General features: G+C 40.3%; 18 protein-coding genes and 1 pseudogene. 7 read left to right on the forward strand and 12 right to left on the reverse strand.

Annotated elements, in window-relative coordinates; translation table 11 throughout:
• Nucleotides 1–54: 54 nt before the first annotated feature.
• From ACOBWA_RS01240 to ACOBWA_RS01250, 3 genes are all read right to left on the reverse strand, one after another.
• Nucleotides 55–456 carry a hypothetical protein gene (locus tag ACOBWA_RS01240; RefSeq protein WP_420229987.1) on the reverse strand — a complete coding sequence of 134 codons (402 nt, stop codon included), beginning with the start codon at nt 454–456 and terminating at the stop codon, nt 55–57.
• A complete protein-coding gene (locus ACOBWA_RS01245; RefSeq protein WP_420229988.1) occupies nt 453–1,049 on the reverse strand; it encodes a hypothetical protein in 597 nt (198 codons plus the stop codon). Before ACOBWA_RS01245 ends, ACOBWA_RS01240 begins: the two co-directional genes overlap by 4 nt.
• Nucleotides 1,050–1,147: 98 nt before the next feature.
• Nucleotides 1,148–1,417, reverse strand: coding sequence for a hypothetical protein (locus tag ACOBWA_RS01250; protein WP_420229989.1), 270 nt, complete (start codon nt 1,415–1,417; stop codon nt 1,148–1,150).
• Between the two features lie 250 nt (nt 1,418–1,667).
• Between ACOBWA_RS01250 and ACOBWA_RS01255 the strand changes: the two genes are divergently transcribed.
• Nucleotides 1,668–2,375 (forward strand): hypothetical protein, encoded by a 708-nt coding sequence (locus ACOBWA_RS01255; RefSeq protein WP_420229990.1) that lies wholly within the window; start codon nt 1,668–1,670, stop codon nt 2,373–2,375.
• A gap of 184 nt (nt 2,376–2,559) precedes the next feature.
• Complete coding sequence (locus tag ACOBWA_RS01260) at nt 2,560–4,206, forward strand: hypothetical protein (RefSeq protein WP_420229991.1); 1,647 nt, start codon at nt 2,560–2,562, stop codon at nt 4,204–4,206.
• 266 nt (nt 4,207–4,472) lie between these two features.
• On the opposite strand, the gene ACOBWA_RS01265 is transcribed toward ACOBWA_RS01260, so the two are convergent.
• On the reverse strand, nt 4,473–4,748 hold the full coding sequence (locus ACOBWA_RS01265; protein WP_420229992.1) for a helix-turn-helix domain-containing protein: 276 nt from the start codon (nt 4,746–4,748) through the stop codon (nt 4,473–4,475).
• Between the two features lie 1,530 nt (nt 4,749–6,278).
• Between ACOBWA_RS01265 and ACOBWA_RS01270 the strand changes: the two genes are divergently transcribed.
• Nucleotides 6,279–6,455 carry a hypothetical protein gene (locus ACOBWA_RS01270; protein WP_420229993.1) on the forward strand — a complete coding sequence of 59 codons (177 nt, stop codon included), beginning with the start codon at nt 6,279–6,281 and terminating at the stop codon, nt 6,453–6,455.
• Nucleotides 6,456–6,845: 390 nt separating this feature from the next.
• On the opposite strand, the gene ACOBWA_RS01275 is transcribed toward ACOBWA_RS01270, so the two are convergent.
• The 3 genes from ACOBWA_RS01275 to ACOBWA_RS01285 all read right to left on the reverse strand — a co-directional run bounded on the left by ACOBWA_RS01275 (nt 6,846) and on the right by ACOBWA_RS01285 (nt 8,654).
• On the reverse strand, nt 6,846–8,108 hold the full coding sequence (locus tag ACOBWA_RS01275; RefSeq protein ID WP_420229994.1) for a hypothetical protein: 1,263 nt from the start codon (nt 8,106–8,108) through the stop codon (nt 6,846–6,848).
• Between the two features lie 118 nt (nt 8,109–8,226).
• Nucleotides 8,227–8,607 (reverse strand): hypothetical protein, encoded by a 381-nt coding sequence (locus ACOBWA_RS01280; RefSeq protein ID WP_420229995.1) that lies wholly within the window; start codon nt 8,605–8,607, stop codon nt 8,227–8,229.
• On the reverse strand, nt 8,580–8,654 hold the full coding sequence (locus ACOBWA_RS01285; RefSeq protein ID WP_420230694.1) for an excalibur calcium-binding domain-containing protein: 75 nt from the start codon (nt 8,652–8,654) through the stop codon (nt 8,580–8,582). Before ACOBWA_RS01285 ends, ACOBWA_RS01280 begins: the two co-directional genes overlap by 28 nt.
• 394 nt (nt 8,655–9,048) lie before the next feature.
• On the opposite strand from ACOBWA_RS01285, the gene ACOBWA_RS01290 reads away from it, so the two are divergent.
• The 3 genes from ACOBWA_RS01290 to pgsA all read left to right on the forward strand — a co-directional run bounded on the left by ACOBWA_RS01290 (nt 9,049) and on the right by pgsA (nt 12,187).
• Nucleotides 9,049–9,492 (forward strand): Panacea domain-containing protein, encoded by a 444-nt coding sequence (locus ACOBWA_RS01290; RefSeq protein WP_420229996.1) that lies wholly within the window; start codon nt 9,049–9,051, stop codon nt 9,490–9,492.
• Nucleotides 9,493–9,502: 10 nt separating this feature from the next.
• Entirely contained in the window at nt 9,503–10,630 is a 1,128-nt protein-coding gene (locus tag ACOBWA_RS01295; protein WP_420229997.1) for a RelA/SpoT domain-containing protein, read from the forward strand.
• An 873-nt stretch (nt 10,631–11,503) separates the two neighbouring features.
• A complete protein-coding gene (pgsA, locus tag ACOBWA_RS01300) occupies nt 11,504–12,187 on the forward strand; it encodes a CDP-diacylglycerol--glycerol-3-phosphate 3-phosphatidyltransferase (protein WP_420229998.1) in 684 nt (227 codons plus the stop codon).
• Between the two features lie 101 nt (nt 12,188–12,288).
• Here pgsA and ACOBWA_RS01305 read toward each other — a convergent pair whose 3' ends face one another.
• On the reverse strand, nt 12,289–12,783 hold the full coding sequence (locus ACOBWA_RS01305) for a pyridoxamine 5'-phosphate oxidase family protein (RefSeq protein ID WP_057758090.1): 495 nt from the start codon (nt 12,781–12,783) through the stop codon (nt 12,289–12,291).
• Between the two features lie 482 nt (nt 12,784–13,265).
• On the opposite strand from ACOBWA_RS01305, the pseudogene purL reads away from it, so the two are divergent.
• A pseudogene (purL, locus tag ACOBWA_RS01310) lies at nt 13,266–17,287 on the forward strand (phosphoribosylformylglycinamidine synthase).
• 429 nt (nt 17,288–17,716) lie between these two features.
• On the opposite strand, the gene ACOBWA_RS01315 reads toward purL, so the two are convergent.
• From ACOBWA_RS01315 to ACOBWA_RS01330, 4 genes are all read right to left on the reverse strand, one after another.
• A complete protein-coding gene (locus ACOBWA_RS01315) occupies nt 17,717–19,531 on the reverse strand; it encodes a UvrD-helicase domain-containing protein (protein WP_420229999.1) in 1,815 nt (604 codons plus the stop codon).
• A gap of 108 nt (nt 19,532–19,639) precedes the next feature.
• On the reverse strand, nt 19,640–21,052 hold the full coding sequence (locus ACOBWA_RS01320; protein WP_420230695.1) for an ATP-dependent nuclease: 1,413 nt from the start codon (nt 21,050–21,052) through the stop codon (nt 19,640–19,642).
• Entirely contained in the window at nt 20,962–21,639 is a 678-nt protein-coding gene (locus tag ACOBWA_RS01325; RefSeq protein ID WP_420230000.1) for an AAA family ATPase, read from the reverse strand. The genes ACOBWA_RS01320 and ACOBWA_RS01325 overlap by 91 nt, the downstream gene beginning before the upstream one ends.
• 167 nt (nt 21,640–21,806) lie before the next feature.
• The gene (locus ACOBWA_RS01330; protein WP_420230001.1) at nt 21,807–21,959 is read right to left on the reverse strand and encodes a hypothetical protein; all 153 of its coding nucleotides are present in this window, start codon (nt 21,957–21,959) and stop codon (nt 21,807–21,809) included.
• Nucleotides 21,960–22,023 lie beyond the last annotated feature (64 nt).

Consider the following 22,023-nt stretch of genomic DNA (forward strand, 5'->3'; position numbering starts at 1 on the left):
ACATTTACTGTAGGGCCTTTTTATATGTGAACATTATTTTCATAGAAGTATAATTTAACTACAGTTCATCTGGCCACCAACGTTCTGACATACGCCACCCGTAGAGGGAAAATAAGTGTCACCTGCACCCTTATTATATCTTGTGCCATTGGTGTCCCAGCAACCAGCCCCATCGCAATTAACAATTTGACCAGGTGTAGATGATACGCTTGGTTTTGGTACTGAATAGCTTGATGTAGGCTTAGTAGAAATTTCTTGCACAGCTGGTAGTGGAGGTGCACGATTAGCTACGACGTATTCTGCAATCTGTTCCGTACGTTGAGCCTCATAGTATTTTTGGCTACTAGACTTCATAGCCTCTAGATCACGGCTTTGCTTTTCCTCATATTCTCTTTGCGTTATGGCATGTGCATTATCACGTTTAGCTTGATACTCATAAGCCCTATAACTCTTCAAATCTTTTTGAAAGTGCTGAAAATATAAATTACTTCTGCTGCTGTACCTTCTTTTAAAATTCTTGCAATATCATCCTGCTCTGCTTCAGGCTTGCCCTGCACCCAACCTTCAAACTCAGGACTTTCCATAACTTTATCTGCATCAGGATGAGCTTGATAAATAGCCTCGAAGTGCAGTTCGGCCGCTTTATCATCATTGGAATCGTTATCGATGAGTGCTAGTACTTCTTCTTGGTTCTCAGCACGTATGTCCCACTCCCAAGGCTGGCTAGTATCAACCTCACTAGTCATCTCACTAGTTTGATCTTCTCCAATGATAGAAGGTATGACGATAGATACAACGACCCCTAATATCATTAGCGCAGCAATAGATAAAAAGTACTTCTTGAACAATCCTCTCTCATACTGGTCAAATCCATCTTTAGGAATAAAATAAAAAACAATATGAACCAAAGGACTAAATAGTACTGCTGCAATAGCCAATAAAAAGCTATATCCCCACATGATTCGAATAGTTTGGAATAAGTACCAGAATGATACAACGATGATGACTAACGCTGCGAAGCTAAGTCCAAAAACTATAATGCTACTCATGACCGGTCCTGCCCTAGTACAGCTTTGATACAAGAAGTATATTCTCTCCACTTACCTCATGTCTAATAATTATGAACATTAGTTATATATTATAGATGTTACTTAAATCTTAGCCAATAAGATGCTCCTACAACACAGGCTGCTATTAGTGCTAGCTCGAAAATACTAAGATCATCCTCATCTTCGTACTGCTGCACTTGTACAGACTCTCTATAGTCTCCATCAGAACTCGCCTGTGCTGGCATGCATATTAATTTTAAAGCTATTAATATATAACCAGCAGCAATAAATACCTTCCGCATGACTGAATCTTCCCTTGCTTGATTTAATATTAAAAGTACTCCGAAATTTATAAAGTTACTAGCCAATACTTTGACCTTTCTGATCTAATCATCGCTTCGTAAATACCATTACCACAGTGCATTTGAGTAGCGCGCGCTCTCACTAGCGGCTTAGTTATATAAAGTAACCATCATCAATAAAAAGCCTTTTGAGTGACTTAAGAGCGATTATGCGTGACCAGATATAGTCATGTAATCGTGCAAATTTACCCTCATAAGGTTCGACTTAACGCACTTCAATGTAGTCAAATGCATACATACAAAGGCATTGGAGTACATGATGAGCAATAGAGTTAAGGTGGATTGGGAGAACGTTGAGCTTGCGTATCGTGCAAACGTTAAGACAGTCGCGCAAATAGCAAAAGAATTTGGTCTTAAAGACAGTACGCTACGATCAAGAGCTAAGCGTAATGGCTGGTCGCGTGACCTTGCTAAACGCATCAAATTAGAAGCAGATAAGATTGTTAATGAAAATGCTGTTAAGCGTGAAGTCGGACGCTTAGAGAGTATGGATAATACTACTGTAGAGGAGAATGCCAAGCTTACCGCTAGTATTCGCATATCTCACCGAGAAGATATTGGTAAAGCTCGCCAGCTATCTATGATGCTGTTTGAAGACTTAAAAGCTCAAATAGGTGCTGACAACCGCCAGCGCCTAGAAGACTTGTTCATTGCAGCGCTACAGGCGGAGGTGATTGATGCGAGCGCACTGGAAGCATACGAGCGTGTCACCTCCCTAACTAACCATGTGCGCGTCATGAAAGACTTAGCAGATATCATGACCAAGTTCATTATGCTAGAACGCCAGGCTTACGGCTTAGACGATACGGACAGCTCACCAGTCGACGCTCTCACCACGCTATTGCATAGTATTGCTAATAATAACGGCAATGCTTTTGGCGTGGTTAAAGCTGATCCTGCCTACGAAGATGAGATAGATAACGTCGCAACTAATACGATAGGTGTTAAGGCTGATGCTTATTAATCAATAAGGCTGTGGCTTTCCGTTCTGTAAGTCATTCCTTTCAAAGCAAAGCTCAAAATTGAGTTTTGTAAAACCTTCAGAAGAACCCCTTTTAGAGCACTTTATCAGCACCTCTATAAGGTTTTAAGTATCACGCAATATTGCTCATACTGTACTCATAATCATTCAATTAGTGAGTAATATCATGTCTCTTGGTGCGCTTTCAGGGTTACAGTCTTCAGAAGAAGAAAGAAAGAAACGTCGCGAGCAATTCGACAACAACAGAACAAACCTAGGTTTTGGTGCCAAAGCAGGTCAAGGTGGCTTGCTTGGTTCAGGGCGACTTACTCAACAGGCTCGACAACAAGCACCAGTTCAGAATCAAAGCCAGTCGCTAACTCAACGGTCTCCGCAGATGGCAACACAGCAAGCTGCACAAGAACGCAATCAAGCTCTTGCGGCCAAACGTCAATCGGAAATAAATCAAAGGAATAACCGTACTGCCAACACACAGCAAGCTCGACAGGATATTAAAGAAATACTGAGCCTACCTGCAAGAGAGCAACCTAATGCTGTGGCTAATATGCAGTCCAAGCCACCCAAGTTAGGCGCTTATCAAAGATCAGCACAGCCAAGCACGCAGGGACGTTCAACATCAGCCCTTACTGATACAGCTATTGACGCAGGACAGATTGCGTTCCGTGGAATGCCCTTGGCGATGAATGGTGCCGACTTAATAAGCGGCGGTAGGGTTAGTAGAGAGCTAAACAATGTTGCTGATGAAATGGGGAAGTTAAAGAGCACTTATCAAGCTCCCAGACAAGCTATGTCTCAAGCTGGTAAGGATGGAATTACAGAGCAGATGCAAGATTTAGGTATGAGCCTAAAGTTCCCTATGATTGGCAAACCTAGTAATGGCGAGGACAAGTGGAATCAAAAAGATTATCCGTCGGTCTATGCTAGCAAGCAGTCCGAACCAGCCGATCCAATCGCCAATACTTATACCGACCAGCCACCGCAAACCAATAACGCACCAGTACAGCTAGGGTTTGATCCAGTTAATAACCCTCCGCCAATGAAAAACACTATTAGCAACGGTGGATTTGGTTTTCGTATGCCAAACGCACCGCGTCGAACCATGTCAGAGCGCCAAGAACGCGAAGCATTACTGCGTGACGCCAGTACCGCCTACAAGGGTTCGCAAAACGGCCAGTTGACCGCTAAGCAAATGGAGCTACGCGCTGGCATTGTTGGTGCTAATGATAAGTACAGAAACGATCAGTATGGCGCTCAGCTAGGTGCGGCAAGCCAGTTAACACAAGCACAGATGTCGCAAGATGGGGCTAATCAGCGTGCGGCTCTAGGCGAGTTTGGCAGCAACAATCGAATGAACGCACAGCTTGGTTTTGATGCTGGCAAGTTTCAGCAAACCGCTGAGCAGCAGCAGCAGGCAAACAGCTTGGCCAGTCGTCGCTTGGATATTGAGCAAAACAATTCTGACGTTGCAAACTTTGCACCCAAGCAGCTTAACGCGCTGTATGAGAAGTTTGATGCCGCACAAAGTGATGAAGATAGAAGCGCTATCGCCAAACAAATTCAATCGCTAAAAGGCACGCCTGATAAGAAGAGTAAACCATTGGTTATTACTCAGACAGGTGAGTCACCAATACCAGGTGGCTTGGGCGGTGTTAAGAAAAACCCATCAATCATCTACGATCAAGACACTGGTGAGTTTATTAACCTACCTAAAAAAGAGGTGAACTTCTCAGACCCTGAAGTCCTTGCAATCATAAGTAACAGAGATTTAAGTGACGAAGAAATGGAGTCTCAAATTGCGGCCCTATACAGTTAAGGTAAACACCAAGGGACAATTACAAAGAAGATAAAAAAGACCCAGCCATGGAAGTCGTGAATCAGTGCAGTCAAGAGATTGCGCGTTTTGTTAAAGAGAATAGAGTCGCCCCCAATAAAGATATCGGTCGCCACTTCTCGTAAATTCAATCACTTCTTCACCTTATTAATATAGAGATCATCATTCTTGCTTAAGCAAATCATGCCAACTGTTATATTACTGTGCAGAGCTTGCTTGCTAGCCAATGATTATTCACTAACAGATGGTTATCTATATTCTGAAGTGCAACGATAGGCGGGCTGGCTTGTTAGATGCTCATCTAAATCACGCTTGTAGTAAACAACGCATCTATGGCTAGGTTTAAAGAAGGGTATGCCATTAGTATCTTCACAGCGCATCTTTTGCAGGGTTGCCGTTGATACACCTAAGTAGCTCGCAGCATACTCAGGCGTCAGTGGTGTGTCTGGTGGATTATCAATAACAAACTGCTTCATCTTTATTTTTTCGTCTTCAGTGACGTCCTTCCATAGCTTTTTAGCCATCGTTTCTCCCCTTATCAACACTTACCTACGCCTGCTTAACTGACTATAGCTCCTAAGACCGTGTCGAATAGCTTCGCTCAAATCTGAACGTATTAGGGTGTAAAGAAGTTAACACCCTATTATCTAAGTACATGATATCAATCATGATCCAAAAATGGATCATCTATTCTTCTTATCAAACTACCCTTGTCAGTATAAGCGACCACCTCAAATTGAGGATGTTAAATTTTAAGGGGTCCATCGTCACGATGAACGGTCAACACCACACTTTCGACTGGCAAAAAGCGAGAGTCTCCCCAAGAAGTTAGACACCCAATGATGAGGCTTTCCATTGCTAACACTAATAATTAATCCTACCCTCAAGTTGAGGTTGCGGTAAGGTTTTTTCACTATTAAGGCTTACCATCTGGCGCACCTAACCCCTAAATGCTTGATACTAATGATAATTCAAAAATGATTTACCTATCTATTCAATACCGACAGATACCTACTATTATGTACGATAAAAAACTGTATCATCTAATTGCTTGTCTGGACGAAACCACCACAAATCTGAGTAGCGTTTCGGTTGATCTATCTTAATAAGTTCTTCTTTACAGCAAATAATCCGTTTGCGCTGGAAGGCACGGATTACGGAGTTTACGACTTAATGACGAATACCCAAGGAGGTAGGCCCGCTTAATGATAGCTAAGTCGACTCACCCAGACTTGAGGCTTTCTCTTAATAGTATCTAAAATGTCCTCAGTTGTGAGGACGCCTCGTATGACCAGCTGATCCATATTTTTTAAACATCAAAAAGCTAGAACGTCGCAGGAACGTCCCGTTGACATATTGGAACAAGTTGCAACTATTCAAGCATAACTTTGCACAGCCAACTCAATTTTGAGCTTTGCTTTAAAATCAATTACCTATAAACTTATGAAATTGAAGGGACCCCTGCTCAACGTTGAGCAGGGCCATTAAAACCTATTAGTCAGCATTAACATGCCAGCCGATTTTTGCATCAGCTCGAGTATTGAATGAATAAGTCCAATCACCACTGATGAATGGGGAATACAAGGTGTCCTAAAATATAGGACACCTACATCTATAACTACCATGTTCCCCATTGGGGGTTGGATGATTAAGATGGGTTACTACTATTGCTCAAAGTTGGGCAGTGTGATTATCCACCCTCAATTTGAGGGTGGATGTATAGCAAGGATCACATTTCAAATGCGACCCTTCCCCAAAGATGGGGAAGGCTTGCTAATCGATAGCATTCACCATGATGGTGAATGGTCAGGACTTCCTCAAATTGAGGATGCTAGGAGCTGCTAAGCCTTGTTCAAAGGTGAGCAAGGCTGGCAAGTTAAGATTACTGTCCATTTTTGGATGGTAGGGTTTGTCATCATGACGAGCGGTATTTCTTGCCAACCAATTAGTTAGACCAGAAAATTCGACTAAACATAAGTTAAATAATTATTGATAGAAACTATCTGCAGTGCTATCGTTCAATTTATATTATTCGATTGTTAAGGTGGTCATTTATGAAAGCTTGGTCCGCACTTTTTATTTCTATGTTAATGATGGCGCCAGTAGGACAGGCGAATGCTCAAAACTATCCTTGCTCTAAAAGTATGGGCGGTGTGTCGCATTGCAAAGATGGTAAGTTTGTTTGTAAGAATGGCAAGATTAGTCAGTCTAAAAAGGTTTGTAGTCAATGAACAATATTATGAATTAGTTATGTCATGGAGGGTATGAGGTGAGAGATAGAGTTATCCTGACTATTTTATTTGGCATTCGTGGTAGTGTTCACGCATTGCCTTTTATGCTTTTATCTGTTTTGTTCACTAGTGGTATTTTATACTCACCTTCTAACGTAAATGTAGGTCCAACAGTAATGATCTCTAGTTATATAGAGAAGGGAATTACGTTGTTCGGATTGGGATTGCTTGTTGCTTCCTTGTTTGTATGGATAACTACTTGGATAGATGACTACCAGAGAAACTACCTCCCAAATTGGATTATAAAAGATTTATATTAGGTGGTTTTTATCCGATATCAAACTAATAAAAACCCACCAGTTGGTGGGCTTTATACGCTAAATATTATGTTTATGATTCAATAACGTCGTCCGACTCTTCTTTAAAACTTTGAGTCGTATCTACATCTCTGACTTGTGCAATAATTGCGTCGTTTAACTTGCCTCGCTTCTTTTTTGCAGTCACAGATAAATCTATTGGGTGATAGCTGGTTAAAGCTGTTGTAAGTCTGTCTAGTTTATCCTGATCGATAGATGTGTCTGAAAATGTTGCATTAAAATCTTGAAAAGATTGATCAGTAGGTCGAAGCCTTGCCTGCATGAATTCTGTTTTCTTAGAATCAATATTGAGCACTCTAAATAAATTCTTGATAGTTACGTCTTCAGACTCTGCTCTTTCTGCAGATGCTATTTGTTGCATAGTATAACCAGAGGCCTCAAACTGATTATTGAATCTAACGAACTCGGCACTGGCAGTAGAAGCCATAACCTTACGCATAGATTCTTCTGTACGTTCTGTAGCTAACTTAACCTTTTCGTTAGATTCTTTAGCTTGTGCAATAGTATTTACAAGCTCCATGTCTACTGCTTGGAGTTGCTTGAAATGTACAGTTTTATCTTTAGGTTTGCTAGTAGTAGTATCGGTAGAAGTGATGTTCAGCTCTGGATTTTGTGAGCCGTCAGATTTAATCTCAGTTTCCGATTCAGCTTCCGCTTCATCGCTCAAGTCACTATCAGTTTGCTCTTTTATATGTTGAGATTTTAATGCTACTTGAACAGCGTCTATAACATTCTGTTGTGATCCTAAAAGCTGCTTAGTGCGTTCACGTTCAATCACTACTTCCTTACTTATTTCAAGTTTAGTAGCTTGGTGACCCAGATAAGAATCAAAATATAGCCATCCAACACCGCCAGCTATGATAGCAAGCACTGTTAAAATAATTATATATTTTTGCTTATTTTCCATTCCACTTATCAACTCAAATAGTTTTACAGCTACACCACATAAATCAGCAATAATGTCCGAGCTTCCCGGCCTAACAATAACTTTGAGTTCTAAAGTTTGGCGCTCATAGTCATTAAGCATCTGTAAATTATCAGCGCCGTATCTTGCAATAAGATATGTGCGATATATGGCATTTTGGAGTTCAATAATACCCTTCATAATAGATGGCGTAATACTATTATCGAATTTCTCACCTTTTAAGTAAAGTTCGAAATTAGGTAGGTTTTGTATAGCAATACCATAAGAAACCTCTGTATCGGTACTAGCTAGTAAGTTTTGCAGCGTAGAAACCACATCATTCAAGCCGTTTATCGTAACTGTATTTTCCACTTAACCTGATCCCTTTCTATTGATTTTTTGTAGTGTTCATGCTTGGTTGTAATTTATTAAAAATACAATCACTAAATCTAGCCTTTCTTAATACCAACTTTCAAACCTATCCATATACTTACTCACACAGCTTCAGCCCAACCTCTATAGCCTCACTCAAGTCAGTACTTTCCTTAATGCTGTAAGGCACATTTGGAATCAGACCGTCCTTATTCAGAGATTCTGCAGCAGCCTTATTAAGCGGCGTACCGATGGATGAGTCTCTACTATAGCCTGCAGGTTCAAAATATACCTCAGTGCCAAATTCTGGATAATAGACACAAGATATCTCACCTGATGTCGTAAACGGGTAGGGCGTATTATGATCAACGGCCCAGAAAACTTCGTGCACAGCAACATCGCCAGAAACGAACTTACGACCGTCGTCTTGAGCAGGAGAGCATGCAATCAAAGGTAAGACAGCAATACTAATTAACCACCTGGACATATCGATTCGCATGGCACACCATCCTTGTCTCGGTCTAATCGAGTGTTACCACACTTCAATGCTTGCTTAGATTGCTTACCCCAGCTCTAAATTGTGTTTTAAATTATTTGAGCTATCCGACAAAATTAGGACAGTTAGGTGAACAAATAGTCTCAGTTTTGAGTATATTTTGTTTGCTAGCTACAACTGGATATGTTCGCTAATTGTTAATATTTTAGCTACAAATCCATAGCTGTCTATATCATGTTCATGATATAATGTACAGCTTAAAAAAATTGAAGATGTGTTTTAGTTTGATCTACTTACTTCGAATTGAAGTTGCACTATCTTTTACCTTTTCCGAATGTACTCTTTAGATAATTTAGCATATTGTAGAATATATGCACTTCCAGTTGTAACTTCCTCAATGTCTCTTTCTTCTAAATGTTCACTAATCAACCTAAGGAGGTTATTATGAAATATTCAGCTATTGCTATTGCAAATGCTTTTATTGAAAAAGCAAATTATGGAAAACTGCATAATTTAACCCCTATGAAGTTGCAAAAGTTAATGTTTTTTTCTCAAACATGGTATTTAAAATCATATCAAACACCTTTGTTTGATGGATATTTTGAGCGTTGGCAATATGGCCCTGTCTTACCTGAAATCTATCATGAATTTAAAAAGTTCGGTGCTAGTAGTATAAGTTCTTTAGGTTTAGATATGTGGAATGAACTGCAAGCTGTTGATCCTAACGACAAGCAAGTAACAGAGTTTCTAGAACAAATAATCAATGTTTATGGTGGTTATAGTGGCACTCAGCTGTCTTGGATGACGCATCAACCAGAAACCGCATGGTCAAAAGGACAGGTCGGTACTCTTATTAACTTTCAAGAAATGAGTGAAGGCAAAGTTTGATAGTACAACTATGACATTAGATATAAAAACAACTTTTAAAGATATTGAAGAGAGTGACGTTAATCAAGAAACGTTGCTCTCTTTTTCTATTTCTAAAGGTGCCATTACAAAATCTGGGAAATTCATACGTTCTTATATGGAAGAATTAAAGTCTCCTGGTATAAGAACCGTAAGTGAAGAGGAGTTCAGAGAGGCACTGCTTGTACTTAAACAGTACAGAGAGAATCATATCCCCTATCTACGTTTCTTTTCTTCTTTATTGGAAAGTAAGTTAAACCGTTTGCAAATCTTTGAGCAGAGTATTGTTTCTTCTCGTTCTAAAAGATTAGAGTCTATAGCCAACAAGTTAGTAGTACGGAAAAAAATGAGATTGGCTCAAATGGATGATGTAGTCGGCATACGAGTTACTTTACCTAATATAAGTATTTTAAATCAATTTCTATATGACAACGCTGACTGTGAAATAGTTAATTCTGAATGTGTTTTTGATGACTTCCACACTACAAATTATATCTTAGAGCCTAAGGAAGACGGTTATAGAGGAGTACATCAAATATTCAAATGCAAAACTGATGAAAATAGTTATGTTAAATTAGAAATGCAAATTCGGACTAAAATTCAACATGAATGGGCAACTGTAGTAGAAATACTTGGATCTTTAAAAAATGTTTCGTTTAAAGCAGGGGAAGGAGATAAAAAATATCTACATTTTCTTGTGTTATCAAGTGTACTGTTTTCGATTGAGGAGGGCGCTGCTACTGTTGCTGCCTATGCAGAGTTAACTCCAGCAGAGGTATGTGCAAGGCTAAATCAGTTAGACAAAGAGTTACAGGTTATTGAAATGTTAAGGCGCTTTAACTCTATCCCTTCACCTAAAAATAATGTTGAAGCAAAATATTATTTAATACAATTAGATTTAAATACTCATGAAACAACCATCTTGCCGTATAACGATGAACACGATGCTAATGAAGACTACGTGAAATTAGAGCAGATCTACCAAGGAAGTGATCAGTTTGATGTTGTTTTAGTATCGGTAGATGATGTTAATAAAATTGAAGAAGCCTACCCCAACTATTTCCTAGATAGTAATGATTTCATTAGTAGATATAATACACTTTTAATGAAATATTCATAATTAGAATGTTTTACATCTTACTCTCGAATTTAGGAAGAGTTTAATAAAAATTAACACTGTCCAATAAACAAGTTATACATTCAGCTATTTCAAAATCTAATAGGCTCTCAAATCTATTAGCGTTCTTAAGTGTGGTTAACTAAAATCCAGTTGAAAAGCATAAGTGACATCGTTACTAATATGGTGCACGCTTCAGTATAGCTAATCTGACAACCATGGTTTTTTACGTATTTTTCCTGCTTCCTAAACCATCGCCACTTGACCACATCATTATCGATGGTCAAATCATTAAAATTTTGAGCAGATGGTGGTCAAATTGGTGGTCAGTTCGCTATATAAAAATATAAAAACCATATAAATCAGTAGTTTAATGGACAAAAAAAGCCCACAGAGGAGGTACTGTGGGCTGAGGAAAACGGGTCATGTATTAGCTACACAGGCCGTGGTCAAGAGTTGTTGTAATTATTGGTGCTCTCTACTGTTATTTATAAGGGTAATAATTATAAATACAATAGGTGGAAATATTTAACTATTAACATTTACTGATTTAAGTGTACAAGTGTTCTGGTACAGTCGCTATGATAGCGCAATTGATTACTGTCTGGCGGTTTTGGTTACAGTATATTACGTTGTAAAAATCCAAAAGACGCAAAGACTGGTATGAAGTACTGATATTTAGAGTAAGTAGCGGAGCTTTATGATGAAAACATTAATAAAGGCTTCCAGTAATTTCAATAGCTTATGTCGATAGGAGGTCATCTAGTCGATCTTGATACCTTTGATAACTCAATCGCTGCAGAGATGGCATGACGCCTTGTCCGAAAAATGCTAAGCTATCTGCCATTATTATGTTCATATTAAACTGGGTTTGCCATGACTGACAGCACGCATTTGCATACGCAGGAAGAACCGCCAAGTTCGCAAAATACCAAGAGTATTTTTAACTTGCCTAACAACCTTACGATTGCGCGTATCTTGATGATTCCGCTATTTGTCGCGATTGCTTATTGGCCGCCAGCCATGGGTATTGGTATGCCTGCGATTTCAGACAATGTCATTGCGCGCGTTGGGATGAGCGAGTTTAGCGATAGTTTGTTGCGCCATTTATTATTGACCGGCGTCTTTATTATTGCCGCAATTACCGATTGGCTTGATGGGTATTTTGCTCGTAAACTTAATGTCATGTCAGCCTTTGGTCGCTTTTTGGACCCTGTTGCTGATAAATTAATGGTAGCTGTAGCGCTCATCGTTCTGGTACAGTGGCACCCCAATATCATTATGGCGATAGCGGCTATCGTCATTATCTCGCGCGAAATCGCGGTATCTGCATTACGCGAATGGATGGCAGAGCTAGGCAAAAGCACTAGCGTTGCGGTATCCTATGTTGGCAAACTAAAAACTACGTTCCAGATGGTAGCAATTACCGTACTACTGCTTAACTGGCAGTCGCTTGAAACTATCGGCTACGTACTAATGGTCGCCGCTATGATACTTACCCTATGGTCGATGATGATTTATTTGAAAGCTGCCTGGCCTTATTTGAAGCAAAGCGGATAATTCCATAAAACGAAAATAATTAGCATAAAATTTAGACAATAAAAACGCCAGTCGCATTAGCCACTGGCGTTTTTGTTTTTACTGCCTATAAGTCAGACAAATTATAGCGTTACTGAGTTGTTTTCACCTAAGTTAGTCGCTTTTTTGCCATCCATTACTGCAGCAGTGGTCATCTTAAACATATTGACTACTGAGCTACCGCTTAGCCAGTATTCTGCACCATGTGGGACGACTTTGATTAATTGGACATTTGGATCTTCTTTACCTTGCTCATAAAACGCATTGTAAATTGGCGACCATAGCTCGTCTAACTTCTCTTGGTCTTCGACCAGTTCTGCTTTACCGTTAATTGAGACATAATCCTTTGAATCTTGACTGACATAGGCCAAGTTTACTTGTGGATCTTTTTCGATATCTTTGATAGTTTCGGTAGTCTTATCACCAATAAACCAAATCTCTTTTGCGCCAATGCTCGTCTCGCTAGTGGTCATTGGGCAGGCATGTAAATGGCCTTCGTGAGTACGAGTGGTCATCATGGCAAATTTCACTTCTTTTACCAGCTCTTGTACTTTATCGATATGGTCTTGTCTACTCATAATAAATGTCCTTTTTATAGTGTTTTAATTGGGCTTATATAGCGTTGTTTTAATTAGCCGAATTGAACAGTTGATTATTTATAGTAATTTTTCTTTAGGCTAGATATGTCTAACTATTAAATAAATCTAAAAGTTAAACGTCATCGTCGCCTTAACAACTGAGACTAGAATACCGAGTTGTGACCCTACATTTATATAGGTTCCCAGTAATGCGATGTGAGTGTTTGTAAGGAATATGAAGGTTAGGTAAAAATTGTGACAGCGTAGATTTGAGTGTTCTATTTTTTCGATGAATAATTCAAAAACGACTTAAAAAGATACTTTTTTGAATTATCGATTAGTAAATAATAAGTAGTGATAGAACGCAACTTATCGGCAATTTATCTCGGTTTAGACCTGCTTATTACAGGTCTTCTTGTTATAATACCCAGACCATTTACTTAGCATGGCAGAGATGCCTTGATCTTACGGATTATGCCTTTATGATGACCATCGCCGGACAACCGTTTCTTACCGATTTTCAGAAGCAGCAACTCATCAGTCAGTTTCAGCAAAAAACCGAGCTAAATGTCAGTCAAATAAGTACACAGCAAGTGTATGTGCTATCACGAGAGCTATCTGGTGATGAACATAAAAAAGCGCTAGATTTACTGGCGGTTGACCAGTCAGCAACGCTAGATGCGCCGCAAGACAACCAACTACAAGTCATCGTTGGGCCACGTTTTGGTACGATATCGCCATGGGCAAGTAAAGCAACCGATATCTTTAATAACTGTGAAATCGAGATCAATCGTGTTGAGCGTGTTGTCGTTTATACGTTAACCCTCGATAAAAAAATAGACGGTGAAGCAGGCGAAAAACTACCAGTAGACGCTGAGCAGTTATTGTTTGACCGTATGACTCAGAGCTTGGTTTATGACTTGAGCGATGTCAGCAAATTGTTTGATGATCAATCGCCAGCATCACTAAATCATATCGATGTGATCGGACAAGGTCAGTCAGCACTAGAATCAGCCAATACAGAATTCGGTTTTGCGTTATCCAGCGAAGATATCGACTATCTGATGAATGCATACGTCAATGAGCTAAAGCGTAATCCAACGGACGTTGAGCTGATGATGTTTGCACAGGCCAACTCAGAGCATTGCCGTCATAAGATTTTCAATGCTCAGTGGACAGTTGACGGCGAAACACAGCCAAAATCACTGTTCCAAATGATTAAAAACACTTATCAGTCTAATCCACAAGGTATCTTGTCAGCGTATAAAGACAACGCTGCTGTGATGGCAGGGTCTGATGGCATGCGTTTTTATCCCATTCCAACTGACGCGATGGATGCCAACTCAATCCATCCTTACGACTTTCATCAAGAAAACATCGATATCTTAATGAAAGTTGAGACGCATAACCACCCAACAGCGATTGCCCCTTATTCTGGTGCGGCAACAGGTGCTGGCGGTGAGATTCGTGACGAAGGTGCGACTGGTCGTGGCGGTAAGCCAAAAGCGGGTCTAACAGGGTTCCATGTGTCACATCTGCATATCCCAGAGCTTAGCGAAAAGTGGGAGCAGTCAGGTCAATTGAGCACGCAGGATTATGGTACGCCAGATCGTATGGCTACCAGCCTTGAGATCATGACCGAAGCGCCATTAGGCTCAGCCAATTTCTCAAACGAATTTGGTCGTCCAAACCTATGCGGTTACTTCCGTAGTTTTCAGCTAGATACCTCTGCGGCAAAAGACGGTAGCGAGATGCGCGGCTATCACAAGCCAATCATGTTGGCAGGTGGTTACGGTAATATCAAACGCAACCTGATTGAAAAAATGCCATCCAAAAAGGTGATTTGCTCATCGTCCTTGGTGGCCCTGCGATGCAAATCGGTCTGGGCGGCGGTGCCGCATCGTCAGTCGATAGTGGTGACCTTGATGAAGGTTTGGATTTTGCCTCAGTTCAGCGCGATAACGCTGAGATGGAGCGTCGTTGCCAAGAAGTCCTTGATCGCTGCTGGGCACTCGCTGGTGATGATGTCGATGTAAGTAATAACAGTAAAGACGGCAACCCAATTGTCTCACTACATGATGTAGGGGCAGGTGGTCTGTCTAATGCAATGCCAGAGCTGGTCAATGATCATGAAATGGGCGCGCATCTGAACTTGCGTAAGATTCCATCATTAGAAGCTGGCATGTCACCAATGGCTATCTGGTCAAACGAAGCGCAAGAGCGTTATGTGCTGGCGATTCGCCCAGAGAGTAAAGATCAGTTCGATGCTATCTGTGCCCGTGAGCGCTGCCCATATGCCATCTTGGGCGAGGCGACGGATATCCGTCAGCTAATCGTTGATGATGAGCTGTTGGACGAGCAACCAGTCGATATGCCGATGCAAGTACTGCTCGGCGGTACACCAAAAATGCAACGCAGCTTTGAGCGTACCGAGAGCACGTTACCAGCATTAGAGCTTGATGACGTTAATCTAGCCGAGTCAATTACCGATGTATTGCGTCACCCAACTGTCGCTAGCAAATCATTCTTGATTAGCATTGGTGACCGTTCTATCACGGGTATGGTCGTGCGTGATCAGTATGTCGGTCGCTATCAAGTGCCTGTATCAGATTGTGCGGTGACTGCTTCTGGCTTAGTGGCGCTAGATGGTCAGCCAATGACTGGCGAAGCCATGAGTGTCGGCGAGCGTACGCCTGTTGCGCTTATCAGTCCAAAAGCCTCGGCGCGTCTAGCAGTCGGTGAAGCGATTACTAACATCGCTGGTGCGCGTATCGCTCAATTGTCTGATATCACCATGTCAGCGAACTGGATGGCAGCATGCGGTGATGATGCAGAAGATGCGGCACTATTCGATGCGGTACACGCAATCGGCGAAGAACTATGCCCAGCACTGGGTATTGCTATCCCAGTCGGTAAAGACTCGCTATCGATGCGTGCTAACTGGACTGATAGCGAGAACGGTGAAAGCCAAGACAAATCAGTCGTCTCACCAATGAGTTTGGTCGTGACGGCATTTGCCCCTGTCGTTGACGTGGCAAAAACGCTAACCCCTGAACTAATCAATGGCGATAGCGCGTTCTACCGTATTGATTTGTCTAAAGGTAAATTGCGTTTAGGCGGCTCAATCCTTGCGCAAACGCTTAGCCAATTGGGTAACGATTGCCCAGATCTAGCACAGCCAAGCGACTTGATCGACTTCTTTAACTTTATCCAAGCGGGTAATGCGCAAGGCGTCATCAGCGCTTATCACGATATCGGTGATGGTGGTCTATTAGCGACTATCGCAGAGATGCAGTTTACCAGCCGTCAGGGTATCAAGCTGTCATTAAATGACGACAATCTACTTGGTCAGCTGTTCAGTGAAGAGCTGGGTGCAGTTATCCAAGTATTGCCAGAAAACGTTGCGGCGCTCATGCAATTGGCAGAAGAATTTAACGTCAGCGACATGCTCAGCCTTGTTGGTCAAAGCTCTGAAGAAGACAGCTTACTAATCCAAACACCAACGCTCATGGGTGATGACACTCTACGCTTTAGCCGTGCTGAATTACAGCAAGCGTGGACTCAAGTCAGCTATCAAATCGCTCGCCGCCGTGACAACCCAGCGTGCGTACAGCAAGAGTATGACTTGATTAGCGACGCGAGCCATAAAGGCCTGATCGCTGCGCCAAACTTTGATCTGAATCAAAAGGTGGAAGAGCCATATTTAGCCAGTCGCGCTGATTCTGATAACAGCAGACCAAGAGTCGCTATCCTCCGCGAGCAAGGCGTCAATGGTCAGACAGAAATGGCAGCAGGCTTTACCCAAGCTGGCTTTGAAGCGGTCGATGTACACATGAGCGATCTACTCAGTGGTCGTATCAATCTACGTGACTTCGACGGTCTGGTCGCTTGTGGTGGCTTTAGTTATGGTGATGTACTGGGCGCTGGCTCTGGTTGGGCGAACTCTATCTTGTTCCATGACGAGCTACGCATGCAGTTTGTCCGCTTCTTTGCCCGTCCTGATACCTTCTCACTAGGTGTCTGTAACGGCTGTCAGATGATGGCGCAGTTAAAAGACCTAATCCCAGGTGCGGAAAACTTCCCACGTTTCGTCGCTAACAAATCGGCGCGTTTTGAAGCGCGTACGGTCAACGTAAAAGTCGAGCGTACCAAGTCTATCCTGTTCAAAGGTATGCAAGACAGTATCTTGCCAATCGCGGTGGCGCATGGTGAAGGCTATGCCACACTAGACAACAACGAAATCGACGGTATGGCAAAACACGGTCAGCTGGCGATGCGTTATGTCGATAGCCAAGGTCATCCAACTGAGACGTATCCGCTCAATCCAAACGGTTCGGTCGGCGGTGTCACGGGTCTGTGTAGCACTGATGGTCGTGTGACGATCATGATGCCGCATCCTGAGCGTAACCTAAAAGCGTATAACCACAGCTGGAAACCAGAAGCGTGGGATGAGGACGGCGCGTGGATGCGTATGTTCCGTAACGCTCGCGCTTGGTTGCGCTAGTCGCAAACCTAGATGTTTGATTAGCGTCGTCAAACTTGCTGAGCCTACGACATGTAGTGCTTGCGCATGTTTTCCTCGCTACTCAAACCTCTAGCAATTGCTTATAGTTTTAGATAGCTGTTTTTGAAGTAAAAAGGTGGGCTTAGGCTCACCTTTTTTATGTTTGGGATTTGGATGTTTTAAATATTGACTCAACTTTGTTATCAAGTGATGCGGAGTAGGTTGGTGTGGAGCTTGCGACACCCAACGTTTTTAGGGAGCTATTTCCCGCCTTCCGCTTGTATCTGCCAGTCTGGGCGCGGCGCTAGCTACGGTTTGGGTCGTCGCTTGCTTCGCGTCGCCACCCCAAAACCTAGCCATCGCAACTCGCCCAAACCAGCAGGATACCGCTACAGTCGGGGCTAAAACGCACCTCAAAGCAACTAGTATCTATTGATGAAGGATCACTTCTTGCTCAGTAAACCAATTTTCAGAAACAACATAATCTTTAACAGCTTGTGGATTTTCTGAATAGACGACAATAGCTAAGCTTTCTTGAGCACGACTACAAATAACGTAGAAGAGACGGCGCGTTCTATCTAATACCGTTTCCTTACCTTCTAATATGTTTCTTTTATCAGTAGTAGATAAAGGTGTGGCTTCAAGCATTTTTTCATATTTAAACAGAAATCCGCCAGACTCCGAATCATTTAAGATAGCTAAAACTCTGGGATATTCCAACCCCTTTACACTTTGATGAGTAGAAAATCCTAATGCATTCTCAATATATTTGAAATAGTTTAGCAGTTGCAAATAAGGTGCTTTCACAGCATTTTTCCATGCAATCACCGAGTCAGATAGGCCTTGTTCCACACTATCAAAATCCATACATTCTAAAAGTTTTTCGGGAATATCTAGTAATTCATTGTGTTTTAGTAAGACCAATATTTCACCAATTGAATGTTGTTCAACATCCAAACTCGAACTAAAACTATTAAGACTGTCACTGACTTGCCTGATTACTACTGATGTAAGCGATTCATTGTCTTGCATTCGAGGACAATTAGCTTCAAGTATCCGCATTATAGTAAAGTCATCATTCTCACAGATAGCATAAACCAAAGGTTGAAGTTGCTCTCTTAGGAAACTTATAGTTTTGCCGATACCTTGCAATAGACTATCTCTTGTAGTGTTGTCGCTACTAAGAGGTTCATAAAAATCTAAAAACCCACCTCTCTTTGCTGACATTTTGTGCTCAAGAACGAGTGTTTGAATATCATTTTCCCAATTATGATCATCAGAAATTTCTTGCATTCGTTGTTTAACTGAATTTTCAAATGCAGTTGCATCGGTAGTTTTACTATCTGTAATAAAAAGCCTTACGATCCCATCGCTTAAATTTGCATTAACAGGCTGAGTTTGTTGCAATCCATCAGTGAGCATTCTTACTTTATTAATAAGTTCTCTTACACGATTTGGACAGCGATAGTTTTCTGTTTTTTCTGGTGTTTTCCAGTTAGCTGGTAAGTTTTCAACAATATCAGTATAGCCATCAGAATATATACGTTGCATTAAATCACCGAACAAGCCTATCGTGATCTGTTCAGGTAGTTGTTCTTGAGTTTGAATTATTGCCTGTAGCAAGTCTTTTTGCGTATCTTGGCACTCATCGATAAATACAATAGGAAATTGATTCGCTATGATTTTACGCATTAACTCATGCTGATTTAAAAAGTGAGCACATATTTGGATTACATCAGTATGATTCAATGTGCCTTTTCCGAATAGTTGTTGCGTTGCGCTATAGATAAAATCATTGACTGAATTTAATTCGTCTAATTCGGTTTGTCTCTTCTGTTTATTGGCTTCATGTTTAGCCCGAGCATCGTCATTTCTTGCTTTGGTTACTTTATTTTCAAGTTCAAGTACTTGTGCTTCTAACTTAATTTTCTTCCAACTTCTTATATCTTCTGTAAAAGGCTTTATTAGCTCCCAAGCGAAACTATGAATTGTTGAAATAGTGAACAAAGAGTCATGCTTGAGCCTATGTTGTATTTCATCACATGCTGAATTTGTATAAGTAATAACTGCTACTTTTTGACCTCTTATTAACATTTCATCTTTTTTAATCTTTTTAATTTGTTGTAATAAGTTGACCAATGTTCGAGTTTTACCAGAACCTGCACCAGCAAATAATAAAAAACTGTTTTTAGACTCAATGTATTCATAAATCTGGCTGTCAACGCCAGTTAATTCAAAGTTCATTGAGTTCTCCAATAGGTATATTAGCCAACTCATTAGTCAACCAATTTAATCCTTCATCAATGTAGTTCGGTACAACTAGCTTTTCTATTTCAACCTCATATAATATATTTAATGCCATAACAGCCTTTGTACCTGACAGAGCATTAAACATTGCTTCGCAGGCGTTATCAAGAGTGTCCGCATGTGTAGCATCACACATTTTTTGAGCATACCAATAAAATCTTCGCTCTTAGATTTGAATAAATTAAAGTTTGATAAAACTAGTGCGTCTTCAAAGGTGTATGGAATGGCTTTTTGTGGTGAACCTTCATCAAATTCGACATCAATTTCTATTTGATAGGCAATTCTTGACTTTCTAACCACCTTATTTTCTTTATCTAAGTCTAAAACATTATCTAAATCTCGATTATCTAATTCGAGCCAATGCGTTAACTCATCACAGTTTGAGGTATAATTTTTCCCTCTTTTAGGCCTGTCTTTCTCATTGTTTGTGTCCTTTGAATCTAAGTCAGTAATCACTAAGGTTGGTAAACCTAAGGCATCAATCAGAGGTTTGAATTTATGAGCATATGCACCACCGACTTCTAAAATAGAAAGGTATTTTGACGTTAACTCAGGGTATTTCTCAATAATGAAATGGGGTATTAGCATCCTTTCCGCTGAGCCTTCGACCATTATTATTGCATCTGCAAAAAACAAATCACAATGCATGACTCTAAGATAACGTGAAACGAATTTTTTAGTCTTTTTAGCGTCTTGGTCTCCCTCTGAAAATACTTTTGATAAACCAATAGTTTCTGAACAAGGGTAGTTGTCATCAGTCTTTTTTCTTTTGAAGTATGTTAGGGTATCAAAACCTGATTCATGAGCAATATAGCTAGAATGAGTACTAATTATTAAATGCGTAGTAAAGCCGTCTGGTGCACCACTATTTAAAATTGTGTACGAATTCCTAATAAATATTTGCTGAGCTTGAGAATGTAAGTGTGCTTCTGGTTCTTCTATCAAAACTAAATGTATAGGTTCAACGATATTATTTTCATTTATTGGATCTTTAGCTTTGTTCTTTTTCAACCATTCATCTCTAAACTTTAGTAATTGAAAGAATATAAAGATGAGATTTCTATATCCCAGTCCATTGTGTCTTTCTGGCAACTCATGACCTGTCTGTAAAGCATTTTGGGTACTAAACAATAGAGTAGTATTCTGTTTAAGAATTGATGATGTATCTATTTCGCTTTTTAGAGTAATACTAGGATCGCCATGACTACTTGGATAGCCTAACTTGCTCAGCTCCGTCATCAAATCTGCAAAGTCTTCATTAAGTTGAGTACTGAATTTGCATTGAAGTTCTTCTACTTGTCTTAGAGCTGTTATGTCATCAGGAGTCGGAGAAGTTTTAGGATTTATATGCTTATCGTAGTAAGAACCTAAATGTTGCGATAAACTTGTTGCGGTTGAGCTTTGATCATCAGAGTCATCGAAGCCTCTTTGAGCCGGTACAATACTAACTTTAAATATTCCATTAAAAGGATATTTAGATAGTTTTTTGAAGTTTCCGGTTGCTGTATTTGAGTCCAAAAGATATGCTTGAATACCAAAAAAGTATTTAAATTATTACCAATTTTGAGGAATCCCCACAGATTCCTAGGAAAAAGTAAGTCGTCAGCATCAGTTAATAAGGAGTTGATAGAGTCAACGTATTCATTAAACTTCTGTTTCAATATATCAACATCGTTAGGTTCAAAAATTAATCTTATTGAAATCTCTTCATTATTCCAGCTCAATGACGGTATTATATGTTTGATTTTGGGTAGATCGCTATCTTGAATGTCGTCCAAAGATATCTCTAATGTTGGACAGAAATTTTGAATTTCATCTATAGACCAAGCAACAGAAAAATTATCTATAAGATTGATTTTATTTAAGGGAAAGTCAGTAATTTTAAACCTTTTTTCATTATTACCCAAAAAGGCCATTAGACAATACATGGCTGATGTTTTACCGCTGTTGTTGGCTCCAACGAACAGGGTAGTCTTATCAAAAATTGATATAGTACAGTCTTCCAATTTTCGAAAGTTTTTGATGTTTATTTTACTTATTTGCATTTTTCAAGCTTCCTTTCCATAGATAAGCATTTTGATGTTACTAATTTTAACTTCCTTATTCTCTGCAAGGTTCATACAAAAAAATCTTCCTATACAACTATAACTATATTAAAAAATGGCCTATTTTTATCCAACTATTTGTATTTTAAACGCTATTTACTATTTTTCTAAGCTTCAGGACTCAACTCATGAATCTTAGCACTTTTCCTTAACACGCAAGCATTAAATGCAGAAAGTGGCTCAGGTTTCTGCTCTTTTCCTGATCTTGCTTGGCTTTTCCTCTCAATATTTTGCAGATTGTCTTGCTCAAAGTTATTCATCGTTCCTCTTTCTCATCACTTTTTAATACCCAAAAAAACGGCACTGAAATCAGTACCGTTTTAT

This window comes from Psychrobacter sp. ER1 (assembly GCF_048631835.1).
Taxonomy (GTDB): Bacteria; Pseudomonadota; Gammaproteobacteria; order Pseudomonadales; family Moraxellaceae; genus Psychrobacter.